We start from the raw sequence: 23,559 nt of genomic DNA on the forward strand, positions 1-23,559 counted from the left end.
CACTTAAGCTATAAGTATGTTCTTGATTAGAATAACAGGATGAATGTAAACAAACAACCGCTGTATTCCATCGGAATGGAATAAGCGGTTGTTCATAAAAAGGTTAATTATGGCGTAATGCGAAGATCATTATTCATCGTCCGTTGCGTGAATAGCTGCTGGATAACGAATTGTTTTCTCCGTGGTACAGGTATTTGCTTGGACTCGGAATATTCCGATCCGAAGTAAATGACGCCACCGGCAATAGACTTGATTTTGCTAATATTAATGTAGCAATTAGAGCTAATTGGATAGAACGAGTTCTCGCTAGTCAACTGCTTAATCTGCTCGGCAGTCATTCTCTTTTTTATATTATAGTTTCTGCCGTGGAAGCTGACCAATCCTAGCGTGCCGATTCTGTAATACAATACATCGGACTTAGGATCAATATCCTCATAAACGTTTCTGTCGCTCAGCGTTGCATTCATCATCCTGAATCCCCCCTCAAGAAATGTGAACCACTGAATTGTTAGCGCTTACATTGTATCATGGGCAAAGAGGAAATGGAAGTCTTTTTTTGAAAAAGACATTGTTTTATGAAGGAGGCGTGTGCTATGTTCAAATACAAGAGTATATAGAAGGGTTGATGAACATGACTTTGAATTCACTATCCAAACCATATGAAGGTATCCTGTACATAGGTTCTTACGGAAGTGCCTCTGAGCCAACCATTCGTGTGTGCTCCTTCAATGGAAGCTCCGGAGCCATTACCGTTATTCAAGAAATAAATGAAATTGAAAATGCATCCTATCTGGCGCTAAATCCGGCTGGAAATCGCTTATATGCGGTTAGTGAAACGGATAAGACAGGCAATGAGCCAGGAGGGTCGGCAGTTGCTTATGTTATTGAAGAGAATGGACAATTAAGAGAGTTGAATCGTCAGCTTACACATGGCGAGCATCCTTGCTACATCAGCTCGGATAAGGAAGGCAAAGCTGTATATGCTGCCAACTATTCAGGAGGCAATGCTGCCTTGCTTCCTATTGAAGCGGATGGCTCACTGCTGCCTGCTACAGCAATTGTACGTCAAGAAGCGCCTCTAGGAACTAATGTGGACAGACAGGATGCGCCTCATGCCCACGCTATTGTACCAAGTGGTGAAAGTCCATATGTATATGTAACGGATCTTGGAACGGACCTGATCCATTGCTATAGACGTGAAGGAGCGACGGGACTAACTCATCAAGACGCCTGCAAGCTCCATTCTGGAGCAGGTCCTCGTCATATCGTGTTCCATAATGAGCTGTCTTTTGCTTATGTGATCAATGAACTTGATTCAACGGTTACCGTATTGTCTGTTGAAGAAGAGAGCGGTAAGCTGACGCCTGTTCAGACCCTATCAGCTCTTCCAGCCGGCTATACCGATTATAATGATGCTGCGGATATTCATTTGTCTCCATCGGGATTGTATTTGTACAGCTCGAACAGAGGGCATAACAGCATTGCAGTCTTCGCCGTTGATCAGGAGACAGGACAGCTTACGCTTGTTCAGCATGAGCCGTGTGGGGGAGAAGGACCTCGGAATTTTGCCATTACACCGGATGGCAGCCAGCTATTAGTTGCCAATCAGAAGTCAGGCTCCATTATTCTCTATGGCATAGAGGAATCTAGCGGTAAGCTTCAATCGAAAGGCAGGATTCTTGAAGTGCCAAGTCCGGTATGTCTTCGAATGAGTGTGCAGTAACAGAAGCAACAGGGGAGAAAGAAGGGTCAAGCAGCATGTCAGCTAATGATTCTAACAAAATGTCTGCCGCCGTCAGAAGCGGAACAGTCTACACGATCCTATTCGCAATTAGCTCTGTCCATTTACTTAATGATTCCATGCAGTCTGTTGTGTCGGCTTTGTTTCCGATTTTTGAAGATTCGTTAGGCTTGAATTTCAGTCAGATTGGCTGGATTGCTTTTACGCTGAATATGACTTCTTCTGTTCTGCAGCCGGTAATTGGGCTGGTGTCAGATAAGAAGCCTGCGCCTTGGCTGCTGCCAATAGGCATGCTCTGCAGCATGCTTGGAATGGCGGGATTAGCATTCGCCCCGAATTTCTGGCTGCTGCTGCTGGCGGTTGTATTTGTCGGCTTGGGTTCAGCCGTTTTTCATCCTGAGGGCTCTCGGGTTGTCTATTTTGCTGCTGGCAGCAAACGGGGACTAGCGCAATCCATTTATCAGGTAGGTGGGAATTTCGGTCAGGCATTAGCTCCGTTAATGACGATCTATATATTTGTTCCGCTTGGTCAAAGGGGAGCTGTTCTCGGAACATTCCTTGCTATATCTGCCATTGTGATCCTCTTCAGAGTTGTTCCCTGGTATGCGGCTCAGCTGGCGGAGAAAGGCAAGCCTGTCAAGAAAGGAAAGACAGGTACAGCTGCGAGTCTGCAAGTTGAGCCGTATAGCAACAAAATTGTTGCTTATGCACTTTCACTGCTGCTCGTTATCGTATTCGCCCGTTCCTGGTATGCGGCAGGTCTAGGAAGCTTCTATCAGTTCTACTTGCAGGAGGATTACGGTTTATCCATCAGACAGGCTCAGGTTCCATTGTTTATATTCATGGTAGCTGGTGTAGCAGGAACGTTCTTGGGCGGTATTCTAGCTGACCGTTTCGGACGCAAGCAGATGATGCTGTTCTCTATTGCAGGTGCGGCACCATTCGCTCTAATACTTCCTCATTTACCGTTAGCTTGGATTTATCCTGTCATATTCGTACTCGGCTTCATTCTCCAATCCGGTTTTTCTGTAAGTGTGGTATACGCGCAAGAGCTTCTGCCTGGCAAGGTTGGCATGGCATCAGGACTTATTACCGGACTTGCATTCGGAATGGGTGGTCTTGGAGCAATTGCATTCGGTACAGCTGCTGATCATTATGGGCTGGTTGCAGTCATGCTGATATGCAGTGTGCTGCCGTTGTTAGGATTGTTATCTATACTGCTGCCGAAGGATCGGCGCACCATATAGCACGAAACGTAAACCGTACAGAGGGAATTCCCTTTGTGCGGTTTTTTTCTATAGAAGCGCAACTAATGTAAAATAAAAACGTATGGAAAATAAAAGGGAAATAATATAGGTATTGGGAGGTTATTGCTATAGAGATGGAGAGACAGCCTACGAAGCGCGATAAGTGGATTTATGGAAGTATTCTCATTCTATTGTTTTCCTTATATTTGGCTGTATATAGAGCTCAGTTTTTATTAGCCACTCGCTACGATATTATATTAGAATGGTACAGCTTCATCATCTGGCTGGCTCCAATCATTCTATGGTGGTCAGGCAGCATTATTTATTATTTCAAAGCCTCCTTTATGAGAATATCCAAAAGAGAACTGCTGATACTCCTGATTTGGGGGATCATCTATGTATTTCCTGCCCTGCAAGTTATGGTTGAGAATGAGGTGGAAACCAAGTATACATATAATGATTGGGTCAGCAGGGCTGAAGAGCGAGTACTTATGGTGGATGATTTTTTCAGCAAGCATGAATTGAAGGAACTGGATAGGGCTGAGGTAGTCAACCTGCTGGGAGCTCCGAATGATCCATATGACTATTCCCAAGGCAATCAATTCATTTACTATTTAGGATTGAATCTACATGCTGAAGATAGACCTAGGTATGAACAGTTAGTCATTGTTTTCGATACGGATGACAAGGTTAGTCATTATGATATTACCTCTAATTGAAAAAAGCATGCCAAGGCGATGGAATCGTCATGACACGCTTTTTTTGCTTTATTCGGTTGCCAGCTCGACAGCCAGCTGCGATTCTAGATCTACTGCATAACCGCCAAACGTGTATACAACTCTGGCAAGATGACCTGTGAATCGGAATGGAGATGCGTAGGTCGGGCTAACAGGGGTAGGCGAATTCTCGCCTACATGGAACTGTTCGTTGGAGAAGCCGAGATAGCCGGTATGTCCGATAGCTCCTTGACCTATTTGTTGGCCATTCACATACAAGGTGCCGATGCCCTCATTATCCCCTGTCTTGGCGAATCGGAATGAGACAGTTATAGTGCCTGTTGGCAGCTCTGAATCAGATGTTAGGACATATTGGACACCATAGGAATGGTTATAGAAGAATGTAAGCCGATTGTATTGCACATATAGCGAGTAACCGCCGAATCTTCCGCCTTGTGCGACTATTGCGCCTTCATCTGAAGCTGAAGCACGCTCCAGCTCCGCACTGATCTCGAAAGGCTTGTTACGGATATCTGGCGCCTTCGCGAATGGTATTCCGAACGATGTTGGATAGAAGGCTCTCGATATCACCTCAAGCTTAGGAGGTCTATTCGCTTCGATACTGCGTACTTTGGCAATAATCGATCTTCCGTCTAGAGGAAGCACGCCATTGCGTCCAGCTTCAGCCCACCATAGATCAACCAGCTCACGCAGCTTCTCTGGCTGCTCTGCTGCCAGGTTGCGGGATTCCGAGAAATCCTCATCCACATGATACAGCTCCCACTCATCCTGAGCAAAAGGTGTATTCGGCTTATGAATAGCAACGGCTTTCCAGCCGTCCTTCCAGATACCGCGGTTGCCAATCATCTCGAAGTACTGCGCTGGCTTGCGACTCGCAGCCTCTCCATCTGTGAATGTATAGGCTAAGCTTGTTCCGTGAATGGGGAGCTGGCTAACCCCTTTATACGTATCAGGTGCAGTAACTCCGATCAGCTCAAGCACGGTTGGTACGATGTCTGTTACATAATGGAACTGACTGCGTACAGCGCCTTTATCTTGAATCCCATTCGGATAGTGGACGATTAGGGGATCTTTCACACCGCCCGCATGAACAAATGATTTGTACCATTTCAGCGGTGTATTGCCTACTTGTGCCCAGCCAGCCGGGTAATGGTTGTTGGCCAGATGAGTCCCGATCTCATCAATTCGCTGCAGCTTCTCCTCGAAGGACTCCTTCAGTCCGAAGCCCTCCGCCCAGCTATGAACGGTTCCTTCTTCACCACCCATTGCGCATGCTCCGTTATCGGAGAGGAGTACAACGATTGTGTTGTCGAGCTGATCAATGGTGCGTAGGAATTCGATGATCCGTCCGATATGAACATCGGTATGCTCCAGGAAACCTGCGAATGCTTCCTGCTGGCGAGCGAATAGGCGCTTCTCATCATTGCTCAGATCATCCCATGCCTTCACGCCAGGATTACGCGGAGGCAGGATAGCGTCCTGCGGAATAATGCCTAACTGCTTCTGGCGATCAAACCATTCCTCACGGGCAACATCCCAGCCTTTATCGTATTTGCCAGAGTATTTATCGATGTATGATTTCGGTGCATGATGCGGTGCATGGGTCGCACCATAGGCCACATAGGCGAAGAATGGTTTATCCGGTGCAGCTGATTTCTGATCACGAATGTATTCTATTGCCTTATCCGTCAGATCCTCTGTTAGATGATAGCCTTCCTCTACTGTCTTAGGCTGTGGCACGGGATGATTATCTTCGATCAAGTCAGGGTTCCATTGATTCGTTGCACCCTCGAGGAAGCCATAGTAGCGCTCAAAGCCGCGTCCGAGAGGCCAATTGTCGAAGGGGCCAGCGGCTGAATGCTCAGCAGCTGGAACCAGATGCCATTTGCCTACAGCGAATGTGCTGTAGCCTTCGTCGACTAATATTTCGCTGAGCAGTGCGGTTTCTTTGCTTACTTTGCCGCGTGTATTAGGGAACCCTGCATCAAAGCCGGATACGAATGACACTCCGGTTGCATGGGGATTACGTCCAGTCAGCAGGGCTGCCCGAGTAGGCGAGCACACCGCTGTCGTATGAAAGTTATTGTAACGAAGGCCGTCTTGTGCCAGAGCATCGATATTCGGCGTGGCGATATCAGAGCCGTATGAGCCAAGATGGGCAAAGCCCAGATCATCGAGTAGAATCACGACGACGTTAGGTGCGCCCTCCTGCGGCTTGGCAGGCTGAGGCCACCAAGGTGTGGAATCCTCTGTCGAGGCGCCGATGACACCTTGAAATTTTTCTTTGGACCAATGAGACATGGTGAATCCTCCTCTTGTGAGATGGTTGGTTTAGAATTGACGTACCCGTGTGCCTCCGGTATTCACAATGCCATAGCGGAAGAGAAGCTTCTTGCCAGCGAGCCCAAGCAGGCGATCCGTTAGGAAGCCCATCAAGCCCAGTGCGATCAAGCCGACGAAAATCCAATCGGTCTTGAAATAAAGTCTCGAGTTCCAGATAAGGAAGCCAACACCCTCGTTCGCTGCAACCATCTCAGCACCGATGATGGCCATATAAGATGTACTCATTGCTAGCCTTACGCCAGTGAATATATAAGGGATGGTGGCAGGGACGATAACATGGAGCATAATTTGCAGCTCGGATGCGCCCATACTGCGGGCGGAACGAATTTTATCCTCTTCAATGGCAAGTACGCCTGTTAGCGTGTTAAGAATTACGGTAAATATCGTGCCATACATGATGAGGAAGATCTTGGATTGCTCGCCAATGCCGAACCAGAGCATGAATAAAGTGATGAAGGCTAACGGTGGGATAAACCGTACGAAGTTAAGTATCGGCTCGGTAGCAGCGCGAATACCGCGCACGCGGCCCATGAGCAGTCCGATTGGAATCGCAATTAAGCTGCCGAGTACCCAGCCGACAAGAACCCGATAGAAGCTGTACACAATATAAGTGAATAGGGAACCATCCTGTGAGAGCTCAATGGCAGCCTGTAGAGTCCGATATGGACCAGGCAGGAAGTCGGGATTAGAGGCCATGGAAGCCAGCTGCCATATAAGGAGCAGTCCAAGCCAAGGCAGAATGCCTATTTGCAGTAGTCGCTTAATAAAGGTCATCATCATGCAGCTCCTCGTATACCTGTATCTATTCGTCGAAATGGGATTGAATGGTCTCTAGCAGTCCCAGTACCTTAGGATCGGATAAATCCCTCGGATAGCTAAGCGGGATATCATGCAGATCGGTTATCCGTGAGGATGGACCGACGGACATAATGCCTATGCGCTGACCAAGCAGAATGGCTTCTTGAATATCATGGGTGACGAATATGACGGTCTTATTCGTCTGCTTCCAGATACGGATGAGCTCCTTCTGCATCGTCCTCCGGGTCATCGCATCAAGAGCGCCGAAGGGTTCATCCATCAGCAGTATAGCCGGGTCATTCGCCAGCACGCGTGCGAGCTGCACGCGCTGCTTCATTCCTCCGGACAGCTCCTTGGGGAACTTGTTCTCATGTCCGCTTAGCCCAACCAGTCCAATGTACTGATCAGAAATTTGCTTACGCTCCACCTTGGGAACTTTCTTCATTCGCAGGCCGAACTCGACATTCTCTCGAACCGTGAGCCAAGGGAAGAGGGAGGCATCCGCTTGCTGGAATACCATCGCTCGTTCACTGCCTGGCTGCTTGATTTCCTTCTCGCCAAGTGCAATGGTTCCTTCTGTCTTGCTGATAAAGCCGGCGATCATATTGAGAAGCGTCGACTTGCCGCAGCCGCTTGGGCCAAGCAGAATAAAAAATTCTCCGCCTTTAATGGTTAGGTTAATGTCCTTAATGATATAATGCGGTTCCTTATTAACGACTGGCGCATGAAATGTCTTGCGTAAATTCTCAATCTGAATGGAGTCTGTCTGTCTTAATGACTGCATGTTCATCATCCTCTCACGGCTTATAGGTTACGGAATCTGGGAATGCCTGCTGAAGCGGCTTCAGCTCAATTTTGCTTTTCAGATCGAAATCCTGTTGAAGAATGCCTTTGTCCTTAATGAACTGCTTCATCTCCTCGAGATGATTGAAATCCTCTTGTGTGAATCCGATGGTATAGGTTAGCTGCTCGAGATCCTTCAATACGCCCTCTTTGGGCAGCTTCAGCTCCTTGAAGGCGAGCTCAGCTGTCTCTTCTTTATGAGCTTCTAAATAGGTTATCGCTTCTGCTACTGCCTTCAGAATGTTCTCGACTGCTTCGGGATGCTCTTCAATGAACTTCGTCTGCAGAATGAAGTAGGAGGAGATATTAGCTTCAGCAGAAGAGAGATCGCTGATCTGCTTAGTGCCCTCTAGCTTAAGAAACTTCTCGATAAAAATACTTCCCGCCCATACGGCATCGATCTGGCCCTTCTGTACACCTATAATCGCTTCGTCTGGCGTGCTGTACGGAACGAACTTGATGTCTTGCGGGTCAATCCCGACATTCTCCAAATATTTGTACCAAATGTACTCATATACCGTTCCTTTGGCGACGCCTAGACGCTTGCCGACCAAGTCCTTCGGTTCATTGATGTCATCTCCCTTGGCAATAAGGACAGTGGCGGCAGCCTGATTCTCGGTCTCGCGGGTGAGAGTGCTAACGACCTTGAAATCACCTTTGCTTAGAGAGTTGAGCAGCGCATAATCGGCAGCCGTTCCGGTGTCTGAACGTTCTACGAGCATGGCATTAATGGTATCAATGCCATAGGCGAAGTTGGAGATTTCAGCATCGATGCCATATTTCTCGAAAATGCCTTGGGCTTCAGCCTGTCGGAACTGCAGTGAGCCTCCGGCTGCTGTATCAAGCGCCAACCGAACTTTAATGGGCTTAGTGTCCGTTGAATTGCCGCTGCCGGAAGCGGCTTCTGAGTTGCTGCCGCAGCCAGCTGCTACAAGGGTTATTACGGTTAAGAGAATGGCTGCTGCTAACGGTTTTATATTTTTGGAAAATTGCGATAATTTAATAGGGTTCATAGGTATCCACTCCAATAATAGTTTATAAATTCAGAATGCGTTGAAGCCTGAGCTTAAGCTAGGTTATGCATCCCTAGCGGTGCGGAAGCCCATATGTCCAGTAGAACTGTCTGGCGTATTGGAGGTGCGAGCAGCAACCCTGTAGCGATTGCAGTAGGATTCATGACATAGATAAGAGCCGCCACGAAGCGATCTTGTCTGCTCTCTAGCATCGAACCAGTCCGCGCACCATTCCCATACATTGCCCGACATATTGTATAGGCCGTAGCCGTTAGGCTCATAAGAGCCAGCAGGGGCAGTCCCGGCATAACCGTCTTCCTCCGTGTTCAAGCGAGGGAAATGACCCTGCCAGATATTACAGCGATGCTGGCCATCTGGGGTAAGCTCATCTCCCCAAGGATATCGCTTCTGAACAAGACCGCCGCGTGCCGCATATTCCCATTCGGCTTCTGTTAGAAGGCGTCTGCCAGCCCACTTACAATAGGCATTCGCATCATTCCAAGATAGATGAACCGCTGGATGCTCCAGCCGGCTCAGAATGTCGGAATCAGGGCCTTCTGGGTGGCGCCAGTCTGCGCCATCCACCTTCCACCACCAAGAGGAGCCGCGCACGGAAGAGTCTACCTTCGCTGCTGTTTCTGGCGAGACGAAGGAGTAGAAGACGAAGGACCAACCGAATTGCTCTGCATCGGTTAGATAGCCGGTCGCGTCTGCGAACTTAGTGAACTGTTCATTCGTAACTGTCGTTGCATCAATATAGAAGGGCTTCACAGCAACCTCTCGAGCAGGTCCTTCTCTATCGGTAGAGAAGCCTTCTCTGCTATCAGAGCCCATTAGGAAGGTACCGCCAGTGAGAAATATCATACCCTCTATAGCTGCCGAGGAGGCGGGTTCCGCAGCAATGCTGCTCCGTTGACGGATTGGCGTATGACCGGGCTTCACCCGTATTACTGGTTTTGTGGAGCAGCAGGATAATGGTGCAGATTTATTTTCGTTCAATCGGAAGCACCTCATCAAATATGGTATTGAAAAACTCATTCATAACATCTGAGTAATTCTGCAGCTTATCAAGAATACGGCCACAGAAATCAAGCATAGTGAGCTTTTCTTCTTCCGTGAAATCATTGAACAGAAGACCGCGGCTGTCAGAGTTGCTGCTGTGGAGCTGATTACAGAATTCCGTTCCTTTCTCAGTAATGTGCAGCAGTACAATACGGCGATCACTCTCCGGTCGTATGCGGTAAACATAGCCGCTGTCGACTAGCTTGTCGCAGAGTGCTGTAGTTGCACCAGGGGAGAAGTCTAGCTCCTCGGATAATACACCGGCCTTTTGCGGGCCATCCTTATGGAGCTTGCCGAGAACGACTAGCTGCGGCGGAGAAATTTCCCCTTTAATGACCATCTTATCCCGCTCGACTACGAATTTCCGGATCATTCTGCGAAAGGCTTCATCTAGCTCTACGTTTAAGGAATGATGGCTGCTGTTGTTCATTTACTGCGAATCCTCCTTATGGTCAAAGCATGCTGTGGCATACAAAAAGGCTCCTATCCGCTGCTGCTCACCCGCTAAGCATGAGTCATGCTTAGCGGGTGAGCAAGAACGGGCAGAAGCCATTGGTGGTCCAGTAGGCGTGCCTAGTTATACATATATTTTGATGTAAAAATAAATTATCATGATAATTCCAATTGGTCAAGTGGGTTTTAAAGAAAAATTTTTAAAATGAAAATAACTTATTGAAAATAAACAAACAAAAATATATAATGTTTATAAAATTAGCAAACGTATATGTGAGGTGTTTGGTTTTGGAGTTAAGTGAGCTGTTCTGGTCCTCAGGGCTGGAGGATATGAAAAAAGGATATTGCTATGAAGAGGAGACGGAGCATTACACCTGTCTTGTCTGCGGAGATACATTCGAGGAGGGACAAGTGTTCCGTCTGCCAGATGAGGATAAATGGTACACTGCTCAGAAATATGCGGCCTACCATGTGAAGTCTGTTCATGGATCAATGCTCAGCTATTTGCTTGGCTTAGACAAGAAGGCAACGGGGCTAACCGACCTGCAAAAGGAGCTTATTCGTGACTTTGCGGCGGGAATGTCCGATGCAGATATCGTGAAGCGTTCTGGAAGCGGGAGCGCCTCTACCGTAAGAAATCACCGATTCGTGCTGAAGGAAAAAGCGAAGCAGGCGAAGCTGCTGTTAGCTGTAATGGAGCTGATGGAGAGCGGAGTTTCCGCTGAAGCAGCGAAGTTCATTCCGATTCATCGGACGGCAACTCGGGTGGATGAGCGCTATGCCATCACTGTGGAGGAATACGAAGCGCTGATGAAGCAGTATTTTCCACATGGTCCGGATGGGCCTCTAGAATCCTTCCCGCGCAAGGAGAAGCGGAAGATCGCTATATTGCGGCATATTGCAGCTTATTTCGAAGCAAACAGAACGTATACAGAGAAGGAAGCGAATGAGGTACTGAGGCCTTTCTGGAATGAGGATTATGTGACACTGCGACGTTATTTGATTGAATACGGCTATCTCGACAGAACCGATGATGGCAGTAAATACTGGGTGAGAGCGTGAGGTGCTTCTATGATGAATAAAGAACAAAGAAAGCAGCTGGCTGCACAATATGCAGAGCAGGAGCGGGTTATAGGTGTATATGTAATAACGAATGTGATGTCAAATCGTGAATTTATCGGTTCAAGCTCCAACATGGAGGGGGCGTGGAACAGGGAACGCTTCGAGCTGGATTTCGGTAATCACAAGAACCAAGAGCTGCAAGCCGACTGGAATGCTCTAGGTAAAGAAAAATTTACATTCGAGTTGTTAGAAAAGGTTAAAATGGAAGAAAAAGTGAGGTATGATTATAAGGATGTGCTGCAGCCGGATGCTCCGGCAGGAGGGCCTGCACAAAAAATACGGCAGTATAGAAAAATGGCTTCCGAGCTTGAGCAGCAATGGATTCAGCGGCGCATCGCGCAAGGCACAGCTTGTTATAATGAGATCAAGGAGTGATTGGGAATGTCTTCAGCAGTGGCGCCCGCTAAGCAGGGCAGCCTGTTCCGCAACAAGTTCTACCAGACCATATTGGTCTCTAACGTGCTTTTGCAGATTGGGATTTGGGTACGGAATTTCGCCATACTCATGTTCGTAACGGATCAGACGAATAATGATCCCGTGTCTGTATCGTTAATCTCGTTCGTTGAATTCGCTCCAATATTCGTATTTGCCTTCATCGGCGGTACGTTCGCGGATCGCTGGAAACCGCGCCTGACTATGATATGGTGCGACCTGTTATCCGCTGTATCTGTATTCATCGTGCTGCTGGCCTTGCTATATGGCTCTTGGCAGCTGATCTATCTGGCTACCTTTGCCTCATCGATTCTGTCGCAGTTCTCGCAGCCCTCTTCAATGAAGCTATTCAAGAAGTATATTCCTGAGGAGCAGCTGCAATCGGCGATGGCGATGTTCCAATCATTAATCGGGATCTTCATGGTGCTGGGGCCATCTCTAGGCGTCTTCGCTTATCAGTCGTTCGGCATCGAAATATCGATCGGAGTCATGGGCGTTGCTTTTCTGCTGTCCGCACTCGTTCTCTATCGTATCCCGCGCGATGATGCGAAGGCAGCCGGAGCAGAAGAGGCTTCTCCGAAAGGCCACTTCTGGACAGAGCTGACCGATGGTGTCCGCTATGTATGGAATAGCAAAGTACTTAAGCCGCTTGCAGGTACATTCGCGCTTGCGGGTACGGCTGTCGGAATCGTTCAGACACTTGCTCTCTTCATCGTATTGGAGAGGCTTGGACAGCCGAAGGAGTTTCTGCAATATTTGCTGATGGTGAATGGCGTTGCGATGCTTGTAGGTGGCGGTGTAGTGATGGTCTTCGCCAAAAAGGTACCGCCGCAAATGCTGTTGGCTATAGGTATGGCCGTTGATGCGGTCTGTCTGGTCGGCATAGGCTTCTCGACGAACGTTCCGCTAACGCTTGTCCTGCAGTTTTTATCCGGCTTCGCCTTGCCTTGCATTCAGATCGGCATCAGCACAATGATGCTGCAGTGGACCGAGCCGGCCTTCATTGGCCGCGTGAATGGTGCGCTTAGTCCGATGTTCATGGGGACGATGGTCGTTATGATGGGCATCGCCGGTTATCTGAAATCGATGTTCCCGCTCGTGGGCATTTATGCGGTTGCGGGTATCATCATGCTGCTTGGGGTCGTGCTTCTCATTCCGTTATTCAAGCTGAAGCCGCCTGAACCAGCTGCTGGAGTGGCGGCGGTTACTGCTGCTGAGAGCTAATAACTAAATAGAAATAGGGGTATCCATAGAGGGCTAGCTTCTGCCTCTGGGATACCCCTATTCTTTTTTTGGAAGGTGGGTGGAATACCTTATTCCTCGATTGTCGATGGCGCAGCGGATGGAGCCTTGGTCTTGGCAGTTGCTCGAAGAGCGCTCACATTGCTGCCTACCACACCGATAATGATGATAATTGCGCCAATGATATGGTAGTACTCAAGCCGTTCCTGCAGGAAAAAGAATCCTCCACCGATGGACACCAGTGTTGCCAAATGATTGAACACGCTCACCTTGGACGCTTCAAGCCTCGACAGGGCATAATTACTGAGAAGACTCGTCACTAGTGAGGACAGTACGCCCAGATAAAACATCGATACTAGAAATACGGGACTTGCAAAAGGTGAGAAGTAGTCCGTGATCGTTCCGTTAGACAAGTGCTTGCCAATCGAGACCGTGTTGAAGAAGACAAACCCAATTAAGGTCATTACATAAGTCATATCCATAACTCTCATTCGCTGAGTCAACCGCCTTGCCATTATGCTGTACCCAGACAATGCGATTGCGGATAACAGAATAAGCAGCGTACCACGGATGTTAGTAATATCGAACGATAGGCCTTTCATTGCGAAAATAAAGATGACGCCAGCTACTGATAATACAGTGGCCAGCTTCTGAAGCAAAGTGGAGCGCTCCTTCAAGAAAAAAGCAGCTGCAATCATCGTGAAGATCGGGACTGTGGCATGAATGATGCCTGCTTCAGCTGATGAGGTGTATTGCAGTCCATAAGCCTGAAAGGCAAAGAACATAGCGGGATACATGATGGCTAGCGGAAGCAGTTGAAGAATGTCACGTACCTTAATCTGCAGCTTAATCCAGCCGAATAGTAGGGGGATACTTGCCGCAAGAATTGAAAAGGTGAATCGATGCGCCAAGCTGTCCAGAGGATTGCTTACCGTTAACGCTAGCTTGACGAATAGAAAGGACAAGCCCACAATAATCGAATACATCATGATAGCGATATAGGCTGGCTTGGTGCTGTCTTGTGAAGAGAAAGTGTTCATAGTGGTGAATAAGCCTCCTAGGTAGATAAATATCGGAGCAGCATGTCGGTAGGTTGAGCAATTGGATGACATGTGCCTCGTCTGGTTAACTCAATAGTAACGTTCCAGGCCTGTATGCTACAATGAATGATAATGGCATCTGTATCGGTACAGATGCGTTGAGAAAGATGGAGTAAGGCAGGGGGCACCTATGTATATTTATTTGCGTTTGCTGAATGAACTGGAGTCGTTAATTGAGAAGCATCCCTATAAGGATGGGCAGAAGCTGCCCTCTATTCGCAGTCTGTCCGAGCAATTTGAGTGCAGCAAAAGCACCATTATTCGTGCTCTTGCCGAGCTGGAGCAGAAGCATCTGATCTATGCCATGCCGCGGAGCGGATATTACGTTGTCCAAAGAGCGGCAGCAGAGAGCGAAGGCTTGCCGCAGGTAATGGATTTCGCCGCCTCAGCTCCGGACCCTGAGATTTTCCCTTATTTGGATTTTCAGCATTGCATCAATAAAGCAATCGATAGGTATCAGAAGGATTTGTTCGTCTATGGGACAGCCAAGGGAATGAATTCCCTGCTGCTGGCTGTGCGCAAGCAATTGACCGACTATCAGGTGTTCGCGAATGAGCGGAACCTGTTCGTCGTCTCGGGTGTACAGCAGGCGCTGTCGCTGCTCGCGGAGATGCCTTTTCCAAGTGGAAAAACAAAGGTGCTCGTTGAGCAGCCGGGCTATCACTTGCTTAATGAGTATCTCGAGACGCATCAGGTTCCGGTTATCGGGATAGATAGGACAGCGGAGGGGATAGACTTTGACCGTCTGGAGCTGCTGTTCCGTACGGAGGATATTAAGTTCTTCTATACAGTGCCGAGGTTTCACAATCCGCTTGGCTGCTCGTATACGAGGCAGCAGAAGGAACGACTGGTTCGACTAGCTGCACAGTATGATGTCTATCTGGTTGAGGACGATTATTTGGCAGATTTCGAGCAGGACAGCAAAGCTGACCCTCTCCATGCATACGATGATTCCGATCATGTCATTTATTTGAAAAGCTATTCGAAAATTATTTTTCCCGGGCTGCGGATTGGCATTGCCGTTATTCCGCATGCTCTTGCGGGCCACTTCGGCCAATATAAGAAGCAGAACGATATCGACAGCTCCATGCTGTCTCAAGCGGCGCTTGAGATATATTTGCGGAGCGGAATGTTCGAACGCCATAGGCAGAACATCCGTAGACGCTATGTGAAGCGGGCGCAGCTTCTAGACGCGGCGTTGACTCGTGAGGCGGAGCGGAGCGGGGGAGCTTTTGCTTATTCTAGTCCTCGGTGGCCGATTGTGCATACCCATGTGGTGCTGGATCCAGCTGTCTCGTTGCCAGCAGTAATTGCTAGACTTGCGAAGGAATCTATTGTTGTGGAGACGATGGATCGGAACTATTTGGCAGACTATCCACGGGCGGCACATATGCTGAGGCTGAACGTGACCAATGTAAAGGATACGGACATCGAGTATGGCATTGAGAGAATTGCCCATTCGATAGTAATTGACAAAAAATGATAAAATAAGGTAATATGTAAATAATTTAGGAAGCGAAGCACGCTTAAAGCCTTTTGGGTTTTTTGTGTGCTTTTTTGTTTTTTTAGGCTTGGTTCGGATAGATAGGCTATCTCAATACACAATGTAATAGATTATACATTTTACTCTAGGGAGCTGTTGGATGATGAGAAAAACGTTGATTGCTGTATCGCTTATTGTTGCGCTGGGGATGGGAGTGGTGTTAGGCAATAAACTGGGGATGGTACATAGGGTAGAGGCAGCATCGAATGTTGCTTTCTCCGATATTAAGGGGCACTGGGCAGCATCATCGATTGAGACCGCTGTTAAAGCTGGAATCTTGAATGGCTATTCGAATGGCACCTTCAAGCCTAATAATGCGATAACTAGAGCGGAGTTATTGAAAGCACTAGCATTAACCTTCGGATTAGAGACGGCAACAGCAGGAGCAGGAGCGACCTGGTATGCGCCTTATCAGAAGGCTCTTACTGACGCGAAAATCTACATGTCCGGTGACTTCCCGAGCAAGCTTAATGATCCGGTAACACGTGAGGAAATGTCCAAGCTTGCTGTACGTGGTGTGAATAAGGACTATCTCGGGAAATATTCGACAGCGAATGAGCTGATGTTCCGTGCAGTGAATGCCGGCTTATTGTCACGAACAGGCACAAATGCCGATACGATCGATGCAAAAGGAACAACCACTCGTGCGCAAGCAGCCGTACTCGTTACACGATTGCTGAAGCTGCAAAAAGGTGAAAAGCTAACTGTCGATAAGGGCGCATCGAGCGCAGCTGAGATCACTTGGCACCGTCACAACATGATTACGATGTTTGGCCAGAATGACCTTGTGAAGTTGCCTTATTCTATCGATATCAACAAGAAGTACAACGTGACCTTTGATCAGCTCATTGTAATTGATCCAGCAGATACGACCGGATTCTATAAAGAGTATTTAGAAGGTGCAGAGTACAAGTTTGAAAACAAACCTGTAAAGTCAGATTTCGGCTATATCTTTGCATTTAAACTACTTGGTAAGAATAAAGTTGTTGATTCTACTCAATTTGATATGCAATCCAGTTTCTACATGTATACAGCTGCAAACTCTGGAGGGCTTTATTTCAACGAAAAATTTAAGTATAGAGACGGTAAAATGATTGACCGTAAAGGACTATATGATAATAGAACGGCACTTAATTTCAAAACAAAAAACAACTCCGGTTATAACTTCCTATTCGAGTATGTATCTAAAGACTTTGTTCATTCACAAATTAAGAAGCATGGTGGATTCCCTATTCATTTAGAAAGGTTTGGCGGTCAGTTTGACAAAGCATCACAATTCTACTTGACGGATGTGAAAGATATCTATGTTAAATAAAATAAAATTACCTATTACCCATCTACTGCTCTTCCTGATGATGCTCAGCTCATTTCCATTACTACCATCGACGGCGATTGCAGCTGAAACAACTGTCAAAACACAAAAAATAACCTTTGCTGCTAAATTTAATCCTAATTCCTCTCTATTTGGGATAGACGTAGGCATTTCTCCACCAGAAGGCTATGTCGCAAAATCCTATGTGTTATGGATGATGACTGCTGATAGTAAAGGATCATTAAACCTTAATGCAAAACGCAGCACCACATTGAGTGGAACTGAAGGAAATACGCTCAACTTAGACAATGTACCTGGCACAAAAATTAAGGTTACATCAGCTGGGCACTTATCAGATATGTATTACACCGTAAATCGTCGTTCCAATGGTTCAGAATGGATAGTCGGTGGAAGCAATGGAGGGGGCACCTATTATGTTACTCCACCAAAATCTACCACGGCATGTTGGTCAGGAGGTCTCAGTATTTGCCCCGGCTTGCTACCTGCTAAAGATAATACAGAAAAAACAATTGACTCCAAGGTCAGAAACACAGGAAATGCAGTAGATGGTTCAAATGCATATGAATATGCTATTGAAGAAAGTGACGGGTTTGCAGGACCAATTTATTATACTCATCCATTAAAAGTTGATATTTATAAATCAGCATTAATTCCTTCAAGTATTGAAGTCACGTCTGCTATTCCATCAACCGGATCTACACATCAAGTATTGAAGTTTGGCAAAGGTACTGACGGGTATGGTTTTCTAAAAGTAGGTGTTCCACTTAATAATACAAATTATCTTGATGTAAATTGTACAGGCTGTTCAGGCAATGCAAAGGCAGTACAATATACCATGAGAACCCAAACCAGTTGGGCAGCTGAAACCTATTACTATGAAGGTGAAATTCGCGTTACTTATGAAAAGCTTCCTTTAAAGGATCAACCTTATGTGGACTGTTCGTGTAAGGTTGATCCTTCTTCTGTTCAATTCGCGGATAAGGATGTTGATGTGAGCTCCACCTTGACCGCATCCGTGAAACAAAAAGGAACGCTTAAAGTGAAAGAGTGGAAGGTTTATGGTCGAGCTGCAGACGGCAGCCAATTGCAAACGCAAACGATCACACAAGCTTCAGACTCGATAACCTATAAGTTCAAGTTCCTAATATCGAAAGACAAGCTCGCCAGCGTCAACAGTTATACGGAAACCTTTGTTATGAGAGCTATAGTAACCTTTACCGATGGGACAACATCCGAGGAAGTCATTGAATGTACGACTACGGTGACGAAACCCGGAGCAGAAACGCCAAGTCCGACACCATCGTCTACACCAGCTCCAACACCAACGCCCGAGCCCGATTATCCTGTTGATGCCAACATTGCATTTGTACCTGATACCATCATTGCAGGTGAAACTTCATCCTTGCGTAATGACTCAGATGGATATGACAGCTGGACATGGGATTTCTCTAACAATCTGACGGAATACTTAACCGATCAATCGAAATTCCAATATCCTAATGTGCAATATGATAAGCCTGGTACTTATACGGCGACGATTACGGTAACAAATGATAAGGGCAAGAAGGACACGGATACAGCCTACCTCACGGTCATTGATCCGAATCCGGTTGCTGTAGTAACAGGGCCAATGAAGGTCATTCAAGGACGAGATTTCACAAGCCTGCACCATTTGCTAAACTCCTATACTCCGCTTAAGTCTAGAGGTGAAAAGATCGACTTCTCACGATCTGAAACACGATACAAGAAATCGGATGCTGGAAGCTATACGAGTGGATGGCCAACTAAAGGGCCAAATGTTTTAGGCTTCTATGAATTGGAAGGTAAAGTCTACGACACAACAGGACGCGTCAGTGATTGGGATTCACTCACCGTCGAAGTCGTTCCGGATCAGCCGCCAACCGTGGAAATTTATACATCTGAAGAAACCTATAGGAATGTCGAGAACACTCTCTTTGTTTCTGCAGAGAGTCCCGATGGCGATAAGCTGACTACATTATTAGTTGAGGAGCGCTATGACGCGGACGATGATAATAACTTTGAAGAAGAAGCTTGGACAAAGGTATATGAGGGTGCATACAAGACCACTCTTACTGTTACTTATAATAAAGTAGGTAGCAGACAATACAGGGCTACGGTAACAGAGGATTACGGTTTAAAGGGCATATCTAACCTTGCAGAGACAAATGTCTTAAACCGCCAGCCAAACGTTGATTTTAAAGTATGGGTCAACACGCAGCAGCCCGAACAGGGTGAGGAAAGCTCAGCTCCAATCATCAAATATACGCCAGATTCGATATTCAAAAACTGGACGTCAAATATACCATATACCGGCCAAGTCGTAAGTGAAATTGGATGGAAAACAACGGCTTCTACAATTTCGACCAAGAATGCTGTTCTCCCTGACTTTTTCATCGGATATCCGAATATGGGTCTAGGATCGAATGGCCGATCTATGTATAATCTAGCATCTGACTTGGTTGCACAAGCACCATGGAAAGATAGTGGAACGGTCATTAAAGCCGTCTTTGCGGGGCACCGAATCTATACGTTAGCAACTGGTTCTATTGATACCATTTATGAGAAGAATGCCATAACCGGAGCCGTGCTCAAAACATTCAACATCAATAAGGAAGGTTTCAATTATCTAACGATAGATAAGAAGGAGAACTTCTACTATGTAAACACTGCATCCGGTGCAATAAAGATTAGGGTCTATAATAAATCGGGTGTACTACAAAGCGAGCACACCGTTACGACTGATGATTCTTCAATTCTGTTTTCAGAGGTGTCAGCGGATAGCAGATACTTATATTTGGTAACGCGCCAATCATACAACAGCCACACGGAATATTCCTTATCTGCTGTAAAATATGATCTAATGATGAATGCAACACTATGGAACATTAAAGGTCAGACGATGCAGTATTACCCAACCTTTATTGATGGCGTGAAAGGGACGATTACGTCTAGCGGGGAGTTAATCGTTTCTTATACGGCAGAATCCAATTCGCAGGGAAATGAAGCTTGGCTACTTTATGCAAGAAATAACGGGGTTGTTAGTCAGTTTAAAGTAACTAATGCGACCGATGTATCCTATCCTACTATATCCGATAATGGAGCTTATATTTATTTAGCAACATCATCTCAATCATCTAGTAACAAAAACTTTGGCTCAAAATTAAATACAATCCCTGTTAACGCGACGGGAGTCGGGACTATTCAATCGTCTGGAATTGATAGAAACTGGACAGCAGGCTCAATGCTGTTTGATCTTGATGATAAGTACGGAATAGGAACACCTATCGTACGTCCAGACGCGACAATCTATACAACAACAAAAGTCAACTACGGTGACCAGATGTTTCACGGAAACGGTACGTCGTATCAAGGTGAAAATACGAAGGGTGAACGTGCAACGGATTATAAAATGTTCGTACTGCCAAATGGAAACCTATCGATTCCTTCTTTCTATGCAGACGAAGGCAAACTATTTGCTTCAATTTCAAGTTTCACTTGGGCTGCTGGAACAAGTACAACATATACCAAGTCTCTAGACTATAAGAATACAAGTGTGTTCGGTACATCGTCTGGCGGATGGCTTGAATACGCTAATCAGACAATTATGACATCTATTCTTCCTGACGGGTCAATGTACTTTTTCGATAAAAAAGGTTACGTGCTGCCCTACGTGTCAGCAGCGACCATTTCCGGTGGCAATAGTGCCTATCCTAAAGCTGTTGATGCAGATACTGTTGAGGTGTTAGATGATAACTGGGCAGGCTTGTTGTACGATGCAAGCACCAGCTTAAAGAACTACAACCTTGAGTTTGATGTTAGTGTTAACAATCTAGACAACACGAAGACCATTGGAGCTGCATTCCAGATTAAAGATGGTAAGAATATGTATGCCGTAGAGTGGAATGCAACCACACTTTCGCTATACCGTGTCGTCAACGGCGCTAAGACACTGCTTCAGTCGACTCCGCTTACACGTTCTGCATTCTCGACCTATTCGATGAAAGTAGAGTCGGTAAACGGCGTACAGCGGGTCTATGTGAACTACACGAAGCTGCTTGAAGTAACCGATGGCACTTACCTCAAAGGATATGCAGGTATTATGTCATTGGGCCAACCAAACACATCATTTAGTAATGTAAGAAAAAATAATTTTGGTGATTCGTATACAGAGCAAACCGTCGATACGGTATTGATTGATGCTCCCATTACGTATGAAAAAATATGTAATGATGTAGAAAACGATCCAAAGAATGCTGAAGAATGGAGTTACAACCATGATCCGAATTTCTTTGCGAATCCGCTTGGATTAAGTCAATACAACGGTAAAACGTTCACCCAAACACTTGAAACACTAGATAAGCCGGGACTATTTACGATCACGCATCGAGCGCAAGACAATCCGGGTCTGCCATCTTATCAATTATTCTCGGAGCCTGTTAAAAAATATCTTTATGTGCATCGTAGACCATTGGCTCTTCCAGAAGTCACCTTCACAGGTATTGTTTATCCGGAAGGAGAAGCACTGGACTACCTGACAAACGATAAATCATATGACCCTGACGTACCTGATCGTCTAGCTGATCGCGTCTTCCGTACTCGTTGGGCTGATCAATCGAATTGGGCTGCAGGAGAAAGAACGCTATACAATCGACCTGGCGTCGAGCTCATTATCCAAGAGCAAGTGAAGGATATTCATGGTGTGTGGAGCTATTGGGGAGAGACGAGGATATACAAGGATACGCTGCCGCCAGTGAATCAAACCAAACCGAAAATGACCATAACCGTTCCGAGTGGTACAGCTGCGAATCCTAGTGTTTACCTGACAGATCCTACGATTCATTGGAGCTATCAGGATGATCAGAATGATCCGCAGGAGGAATATCGGCTATTCTTCACTTATGTGGACAGTGGAGCAGCCGCTTTTTACACCCAGGGAATCGGTAATGATCGGAGCTATGAGGTGCCTGAAGGCAGCATCGTGCCAGGCCGGACTGTTCAGGTGCAGGGGCAGGTTTACTCAAAAGAGAAATGGTCAGATCTCAGTAACAAGGTCTACTTTGTCATTGATCTGCCTCCGACGACAGCCTTGCTGAGCCTGAATGGCGCGAGGGCATCACAGCCCATCTACATCAACAATAATCGTCCAGAGTTCCGGGTAGCTGTTGTCGATCCAGAGCACCATCCGATCAAATACATCGACTATGACGTGTACTATAACGCTTCTGGTGCTCAAGTCATCGATACGAATACGGGAACAAGTACAGCTGCTTACACGCCAACAGCTCCTCTGCAGGAAGGGCTTCACAACTGGAGAGCTAAGGCACATGATGGCTACATGTGGGGTGGTTACTCCGACAACGGCTATTTCTTCGTTGACACAGTACGTCCTGATGACGTGAATGAGCAGCTCACGATTGAACCAACAGCCGTTGAAGTTACCTTCAACGCCTTCAGTGATGCTGCCCCGTCTTCGGGGCATGCGACGAGAAGCTTTTATATGCAGCAGGTCAATGCGAATGGATCGGTTACGAATATTGATCTTAATAAGGATGGAACAACCGAGTATAGTGTTCCTATTGCCAATTCGAAGAAGTCTTATCGTGTAGAGGGATTAAAGGCAGGACAGCAGTACCGGCTGACGGTAATTGATGATGATGTCGCTGGCAATCAGGGGCATTACGCTTATATTTATTTTGTGACGAACAGGCCTCCTACTGCTGAATTGGACTGGCAGCCGAAGCCGGTGTACGAAGGAGATACGGTTACATTCATGGCAGAAGCGGATGATCCTGACCGTGATGTTCTGGATGTAGCTGTAGACATTACCGATCCTCAAGGCAATAAGAAAGCTTATGCTTATACCGTTCAGGCACCGTATCCGGCAGTAGGTCCCAAGCTTCGGATGGAGCAGTCTGGACAGTGGAGCATAACGGTGAAGGTTAGTGATCGAATGGCAGCTCCGGTAACGGTTACGAAGACTGTCCAAGTGCTGCCGCTCAGCTTAGCGGGGTATGTGAAGCATACCGAGCAATGGAATCAGCATCGTATCGACTATAACCTCAAGGCCGGAGGAGATGAGAATTCACCTAGAGGCTACAGCATCTTCTGGGCAGGAGAGAAATTCATGGTGGAAGCCATTACGACAGACACGGGCACAAGCACTATCGCTGAACGAGTAGAGGTAACGATGGGAGCATTCAGTGTTAATCTGAAGCTTGCTGCTGGCTCAGCTGTCAGATGGACAGGGGAGCTGTGGGATGAATCCTTTGCAGCTATGAAGGAAGGACCAGCAGTCTTCACGTTCACCGCGTATTACAATAACGGCATCGTCAAAAGAGCGATAGTTACCGTACAAATAGATGGTGAGACACGACATGTAGTCGGTGTGCATCGAGTGTGGTAACGAAGCATAACGCTGTTGTTATGTAGGAACAAAAAAGAGCCTTCTGAAGCCTCTCTTCCAACCCATTAGCGGGAGGAGAGGCAGGAAGGCTATTGGCATATTAGTTCATTAAAGTCCATTATTCCA

General features: G+C 46.7%; 17 protein-coding genes. 9 read left to right on the forward strand and 8 right to left on the reverse strand.

The genetic code is table 11. The features are described from left to right. Window positions 1–107 precede the first annotated feature (107 nt). Window positions 108–470 carry a hypothetical protein gene (locus tag AC6ESP_RS02305; protein WP_497095063.1) on the reverse strand — a complete coding sequence of 121 codons (363 nt, stop codon included), beginning with the start codon at window positions 468–470 and terminating at the stop codon, window positions 108–110. A 161-nt stretch (window positions 471–631) separates the two neighbouring features. Between AC6ESP_RS02305 and AC6ESP_RS02310 the strand changes: the two genes are divergently transcribed. The 3 genes from AC6ESP_RS02310 to AC6ESP_RS02320 all read left to right on the forward strand — a co-directional run bounded on the left by AC6ESP_RS02310 (window position 632) and on the right by AC6ESP_RS02320 (window position 3,707). Continuing rightward, window positions 632–1,723 (forward strand): lactonase family protein, encoded by a 1,092-nt coding sequence (locus AC6ESP_RS02310; RefSeq protein WP_497095064.1) that lies wholly within the window; start codon window positions 632–634, stop codon window positions 1,721–1,723. A 35-nt stretch (window positions 1,724–1,758) separates the two neighbouring features. Further along, window positions 1,759–2,988 carry an MFS transporter gene (locus AC6ESP_RS02315; protein WP_497095367.1) on the forward strand — a complete coding sequence of 410 codons (1,230 nt, stop codon included), beginning with the start codon at window positions 1,759–1,761 and terminating at the stop codon, window positions 2,986–2,988. Window positions 2,989–3,122: 134 nt separating this feature from the next. Further along, window positions 3,123–3,707 (forward strand): hypothetical protein, encoded by a 585-nt coding sequence (locus AC6ESP_RS02320; RefSeq protein ID WP_497095065.1) that lies wholly within the window; start codon window positions 3,123–3,125, stop codon window positions 3,705–3,707. A 48-nt stretch (window positions 3,708–3,755) separates the two neighbouring features. Here the strand turns inward: AC6ESP_RS02320 and AC6ESP_RS02325 are convergent, their stop codons facing one another. From AC6ESP_RS02325 to AC6ESP_RS02350, 6 genes are all read right to left on the reverse strand, one after another. Next, a complete protein-coding gene (locus AC6ESP_RS02325) occupies window positions 3,756–6,026 on the reverse strand; it encodes a sulfatase-like hydrolase/transferase (RefSeq protein ID WP_497095066.1) in 2,271 nt (756 codons plus the stop codon). A 30-nt stretch (window positions 6,027–6,056) separates the two neighbouring features. Then, window positions 6,057–6,848, reverse strand: coding sequence for an ABC transporter permease (locus AC6ESP_RS02330; protein ID WP_497095067.1), 792 nt, complete (start codon window positions 6,846–6,848; stop codon window positions 6,057–6,059). A gap of 22 nt (window positions 6,849–6,870) precedes the next feature. Further along, window positions 6,871–7,650, reverse strand: a complete 780-nt coding sequence (locus AC6ESP_RS02335; protein ID WP_497095068.1) for an ABC transporter ATP-binding protein — start codon at window positions 7,648–7,650, stop codon at window positions 6,871–6,873. Between the two features lie 13 nt (window positions 7,651–7,663). Continuing rightward, a complete protein-coding gene (locus AC6ESP_RS02340; protein WP_497095069.1) occupies window positions 7,664–8,722 on the reverse strand; it encodes an ABC transporter substrate-binding protein in 1,059 nt (352 codons plus the stop codon). A 63-nt stretch (window positions 8,723–8,785) separates the two neighbouring features. Continuing rightward, on the reverse strand, window positions 8,786–9,736 hold the full coding sequence (locus AC6ESP_RS02345) for a formylglycine-generating enzyme family protein (protein WP_497095070.1): 951 nt from the start codon (window positions 9,734–9,736) through the stop codon (window positions 8,786–8,788). Then, the gene (locus tag AC6ESP_RS02350; protein ID WP_497095071.1) at window positions 9,708–10,214 is read right to left on the reverse strand and encodes a MarR family winged helix-turn-helix transcriptional regulator; all 507 of its coding nucleotides are present in this window, start codon (window positions 10,212–10,214) and stop codon (window positions 9,708–9,710) included. Before AC6ESP_RS02350 ends, AC6ESP_RS02345 begins: the two co-directional genes overlap by 29 nt. 269 nt (window positions 10,215–10,483) lie before the next feature. On the opposite strand from AC6ESP_RS02350, the gene AC6ESP_RS02355 reads away from it, so the two are divergent. The 3 genes from AC6ESP_RS02355 to AC6ESP_RS02365 are packed head-to-tail and all read left to right on the forward strand — an operon-like array spanning window position 10,484 to window position 13,015. Beyond that, window positions 10,484–11,299 (forward strand): DUF2087 domain-containing protein, encoded by an 816-nt coding sequence (locus AC6ESP_RS02355; RefSeq protein ID WP_497095072.1) that lies wholly within the window; start codon window positions 10,484–10,486, stop codon window positions 11,297–11,299. 12 nt (window positions 11,300–11,311) lie between these two features. Next, window positions 11,312–11,734, forward strand: a complete 423-nt coding sequence (locus AC6ESP_RS02360) for a GIY-YIG nuclease family protein (RefSeq protein ID WP_497095073.1) — start codon at window positions 11,312–11,314, stop codon at window positions 11,732–11,734. A 6-nt stretch (window positions 11,735–11,740) separates the two neighbouring features. After that, window positions 11,741–13,015: an MFS transporter gene (locus tag AC6ESP_RS02365; RefSeq protein ID WP_497095074.1), complete on the forward strand. Its 1,275-nt coding sequence runs from the start codon at window positions 11,741–11,743 to the stop codon at window positions 13,013–13,015. 89 nt (window positions 13,016–13,104) lie between these two features. Here AC6ESP_RS02365 and AC6ESP_RS02370 read toward each other — a convergent pair whose 3' ends face one another. Next, window positions 13,105–14,073, reverse strand: coding sequence for a DMT family transporter (locus tag AC6ESP_RS02370; RefSeq protein ID WP_497095075.1), 969 nt, complete (start codon window positions 14,071–14,073; stop codon window positions 13,105–13,107). Between the two features lie 190 nt (window positions 14,074–14,263). Between AC6ESP_RS02370 and AC6ESP_RS02375 the strand changes: the two genes are divergently transcribed. From AC6ESP_RS02375 to AC6ESP_RS02385, 3 genes are all read left to right on the forward strand, one after another. Further along, the gene (locus tag AC6ESP_RS02375) at window positions 14,264–15,616 is read left to right on the forward strand and encodes an aminotransferase-like domain-containing protein (protein ID WP_497095076.1); all 1,353 of its coding nucleotides are present in this window, start codon (window positions 14,264–14,266) and stop codon (window positions 15,614–15,616) included. Window positions 15,617–15,779: 163 nt separating this feature from the next. Continuing rightward, window positions 15,780–16,991 carry an S-layer homology domain-containing protein gene (locus tag AC6ESP_RS02380; protein WP_497095077.1) on the forward strand — a complete coding sequence of 404 codons (1,212 nt, stop codon included), beginning with the start codon at window positions 15,780–15,782 and terminating at the stop codon, window positions 16,989–16,991. An 853-nt stretch (window positions 16,992–17,844) separates the two neighbouring features. Continuing rightward, window positions 17,845–23,433, forward strand: a complete 5,589-nt coding sequence (locus AC6ESP_RS02385; RefSeq protein WP_497095078.1) for a PKD domain-containing protein — start codon at window positions 17,845–17,847, stop codon at window positions 23,431–23,433. The last annotated feature ends 126 nt before the right edge of the window (window positions 23,434–23,559 follow it).

It is taken from the genome of Paenibacillus xinjiangensis, from assembly GCF_059686975.1.

Bases quoted from the DNA above. Each gene is read 5' to 3' on its own strand.
- AC6ESP_RS02340 (WP_497095069.1), bottom strand. From the start codon at position 8,722: ATGAACCCTATTAAATTATCGCAATTTTCCAAAAATATAAAACCGTTA.
- AC6ESP_RS02375 (WP_497095076.1), top strand. From the start codon at position 14,264: ATGTATATTTATTTGCGTTTGCTGAATGAACTGGAGTCGTTAATTGAG.
- AC6ESP_RS02350 (WP_497095071.1), bottom strand. From the start codon at position 10,214: ATGAACAACAGCAGCCATCATTCCTTAAACGTAGAGCTAGATGAAGCC.
- AC6ESP_RS02335 (WP_497095068.1), bottom strand. From the start codon at position 7,650: ATGCAGTCATTAAGACAGACAGACTCCATTCAGATTGAGAATTTACGC.
- AC6ESP_RS02345 (WP_497095070.1), bottom strand. From the start codon at position 9,736: ATGAGGTGCTTCCGATTGAACGAAAATAAATCTGCACCATTATCCTGC.
- AC6ESP_RS02310 (WP_497095064.1), top strand. From the start codon at position 632: ATGACTTTGAATTCACTATCCAAACCATATGAAGGTATCCTGTACATA.
- AC6ESP_RS02360 (WP_497095073.1), top strand. From the start codon at position 11,312: ATGAATAAAGAACAAAGAAAGCAGCTGGCTGCACAATATGCAGAGCAG.
- AC6ESP_RS02385 (WP_497095078.1), top strand. From the start codon at position 17,845: ATGAGAACCCAAACCAGTTGGGCAGCTGAAACCTATTACTATGAAGGT.
- AC6ESP_RS02330 (WP_497095067.1), bottom strand. From the start codon at position 6,848: ATGATGATGACCTTTATTAAGCGACTACTGCAAATAGGCATTCTGCCT.
- AC6ESP_RS02320 (WP_497095065.1), top strand. From the start codon at position 3,123: ATGGAGAGACAGCCTACGAAGCGCGATAAGTGGATTTATGGAAGTATT.
- AC6ESP_RS02370 (WP_497095075.1), bottom strand. From the start codon at position 14,073: ATGAACACTTTCTCTTCACAAGACAGCACCAAGCCAGCCTATATCGCT.
- AC6ESP_RS02355 (WP_497095072.1), top strand. From the start codon at position 10,484: ATGTTTATAAAATTAGCAAACGTATATGTGAGGTGTTTGGTTTTGGAG.
- AC6ESP_RS02365 (WP_497095074.1), top strand. From the start codon at position 11,741: ATGTCTTCAGCAGTGGCGCCCGCTAAGCAGGGCAGCCTGTTCCGCAAC.
- AC6ESP_RS02305 (WP_497095063.1), bottom strand. From the start codon at position 470: ATGATGAATGCAACGCTGAGCGACAGAAACGTTTATGAGGATATTGAT.
- AC6ESP_RS02325 (WP_497095066.1), bottom strand. From the start codon at position 6,026: ATGTCTCATTGGTCCAAAGAAAAATTTCAAGGTGTCATCGGCGCCTCG.
- AC6ESP_RS02380 (WP_497095077.1), top strand. From the start codon at position 15,780: ATGAGAAAAACGTTGATTGCTGTATCGCTTATTGTTGCGCTGGGGATG.
- AC6ESP_RS02315 (WP_497095367.1), top strand. From the start codon at position 1,759: ATGTCAGCTAATGATTCTAACAAAATGTCTGCCGCCGTCAGAAGCGGA.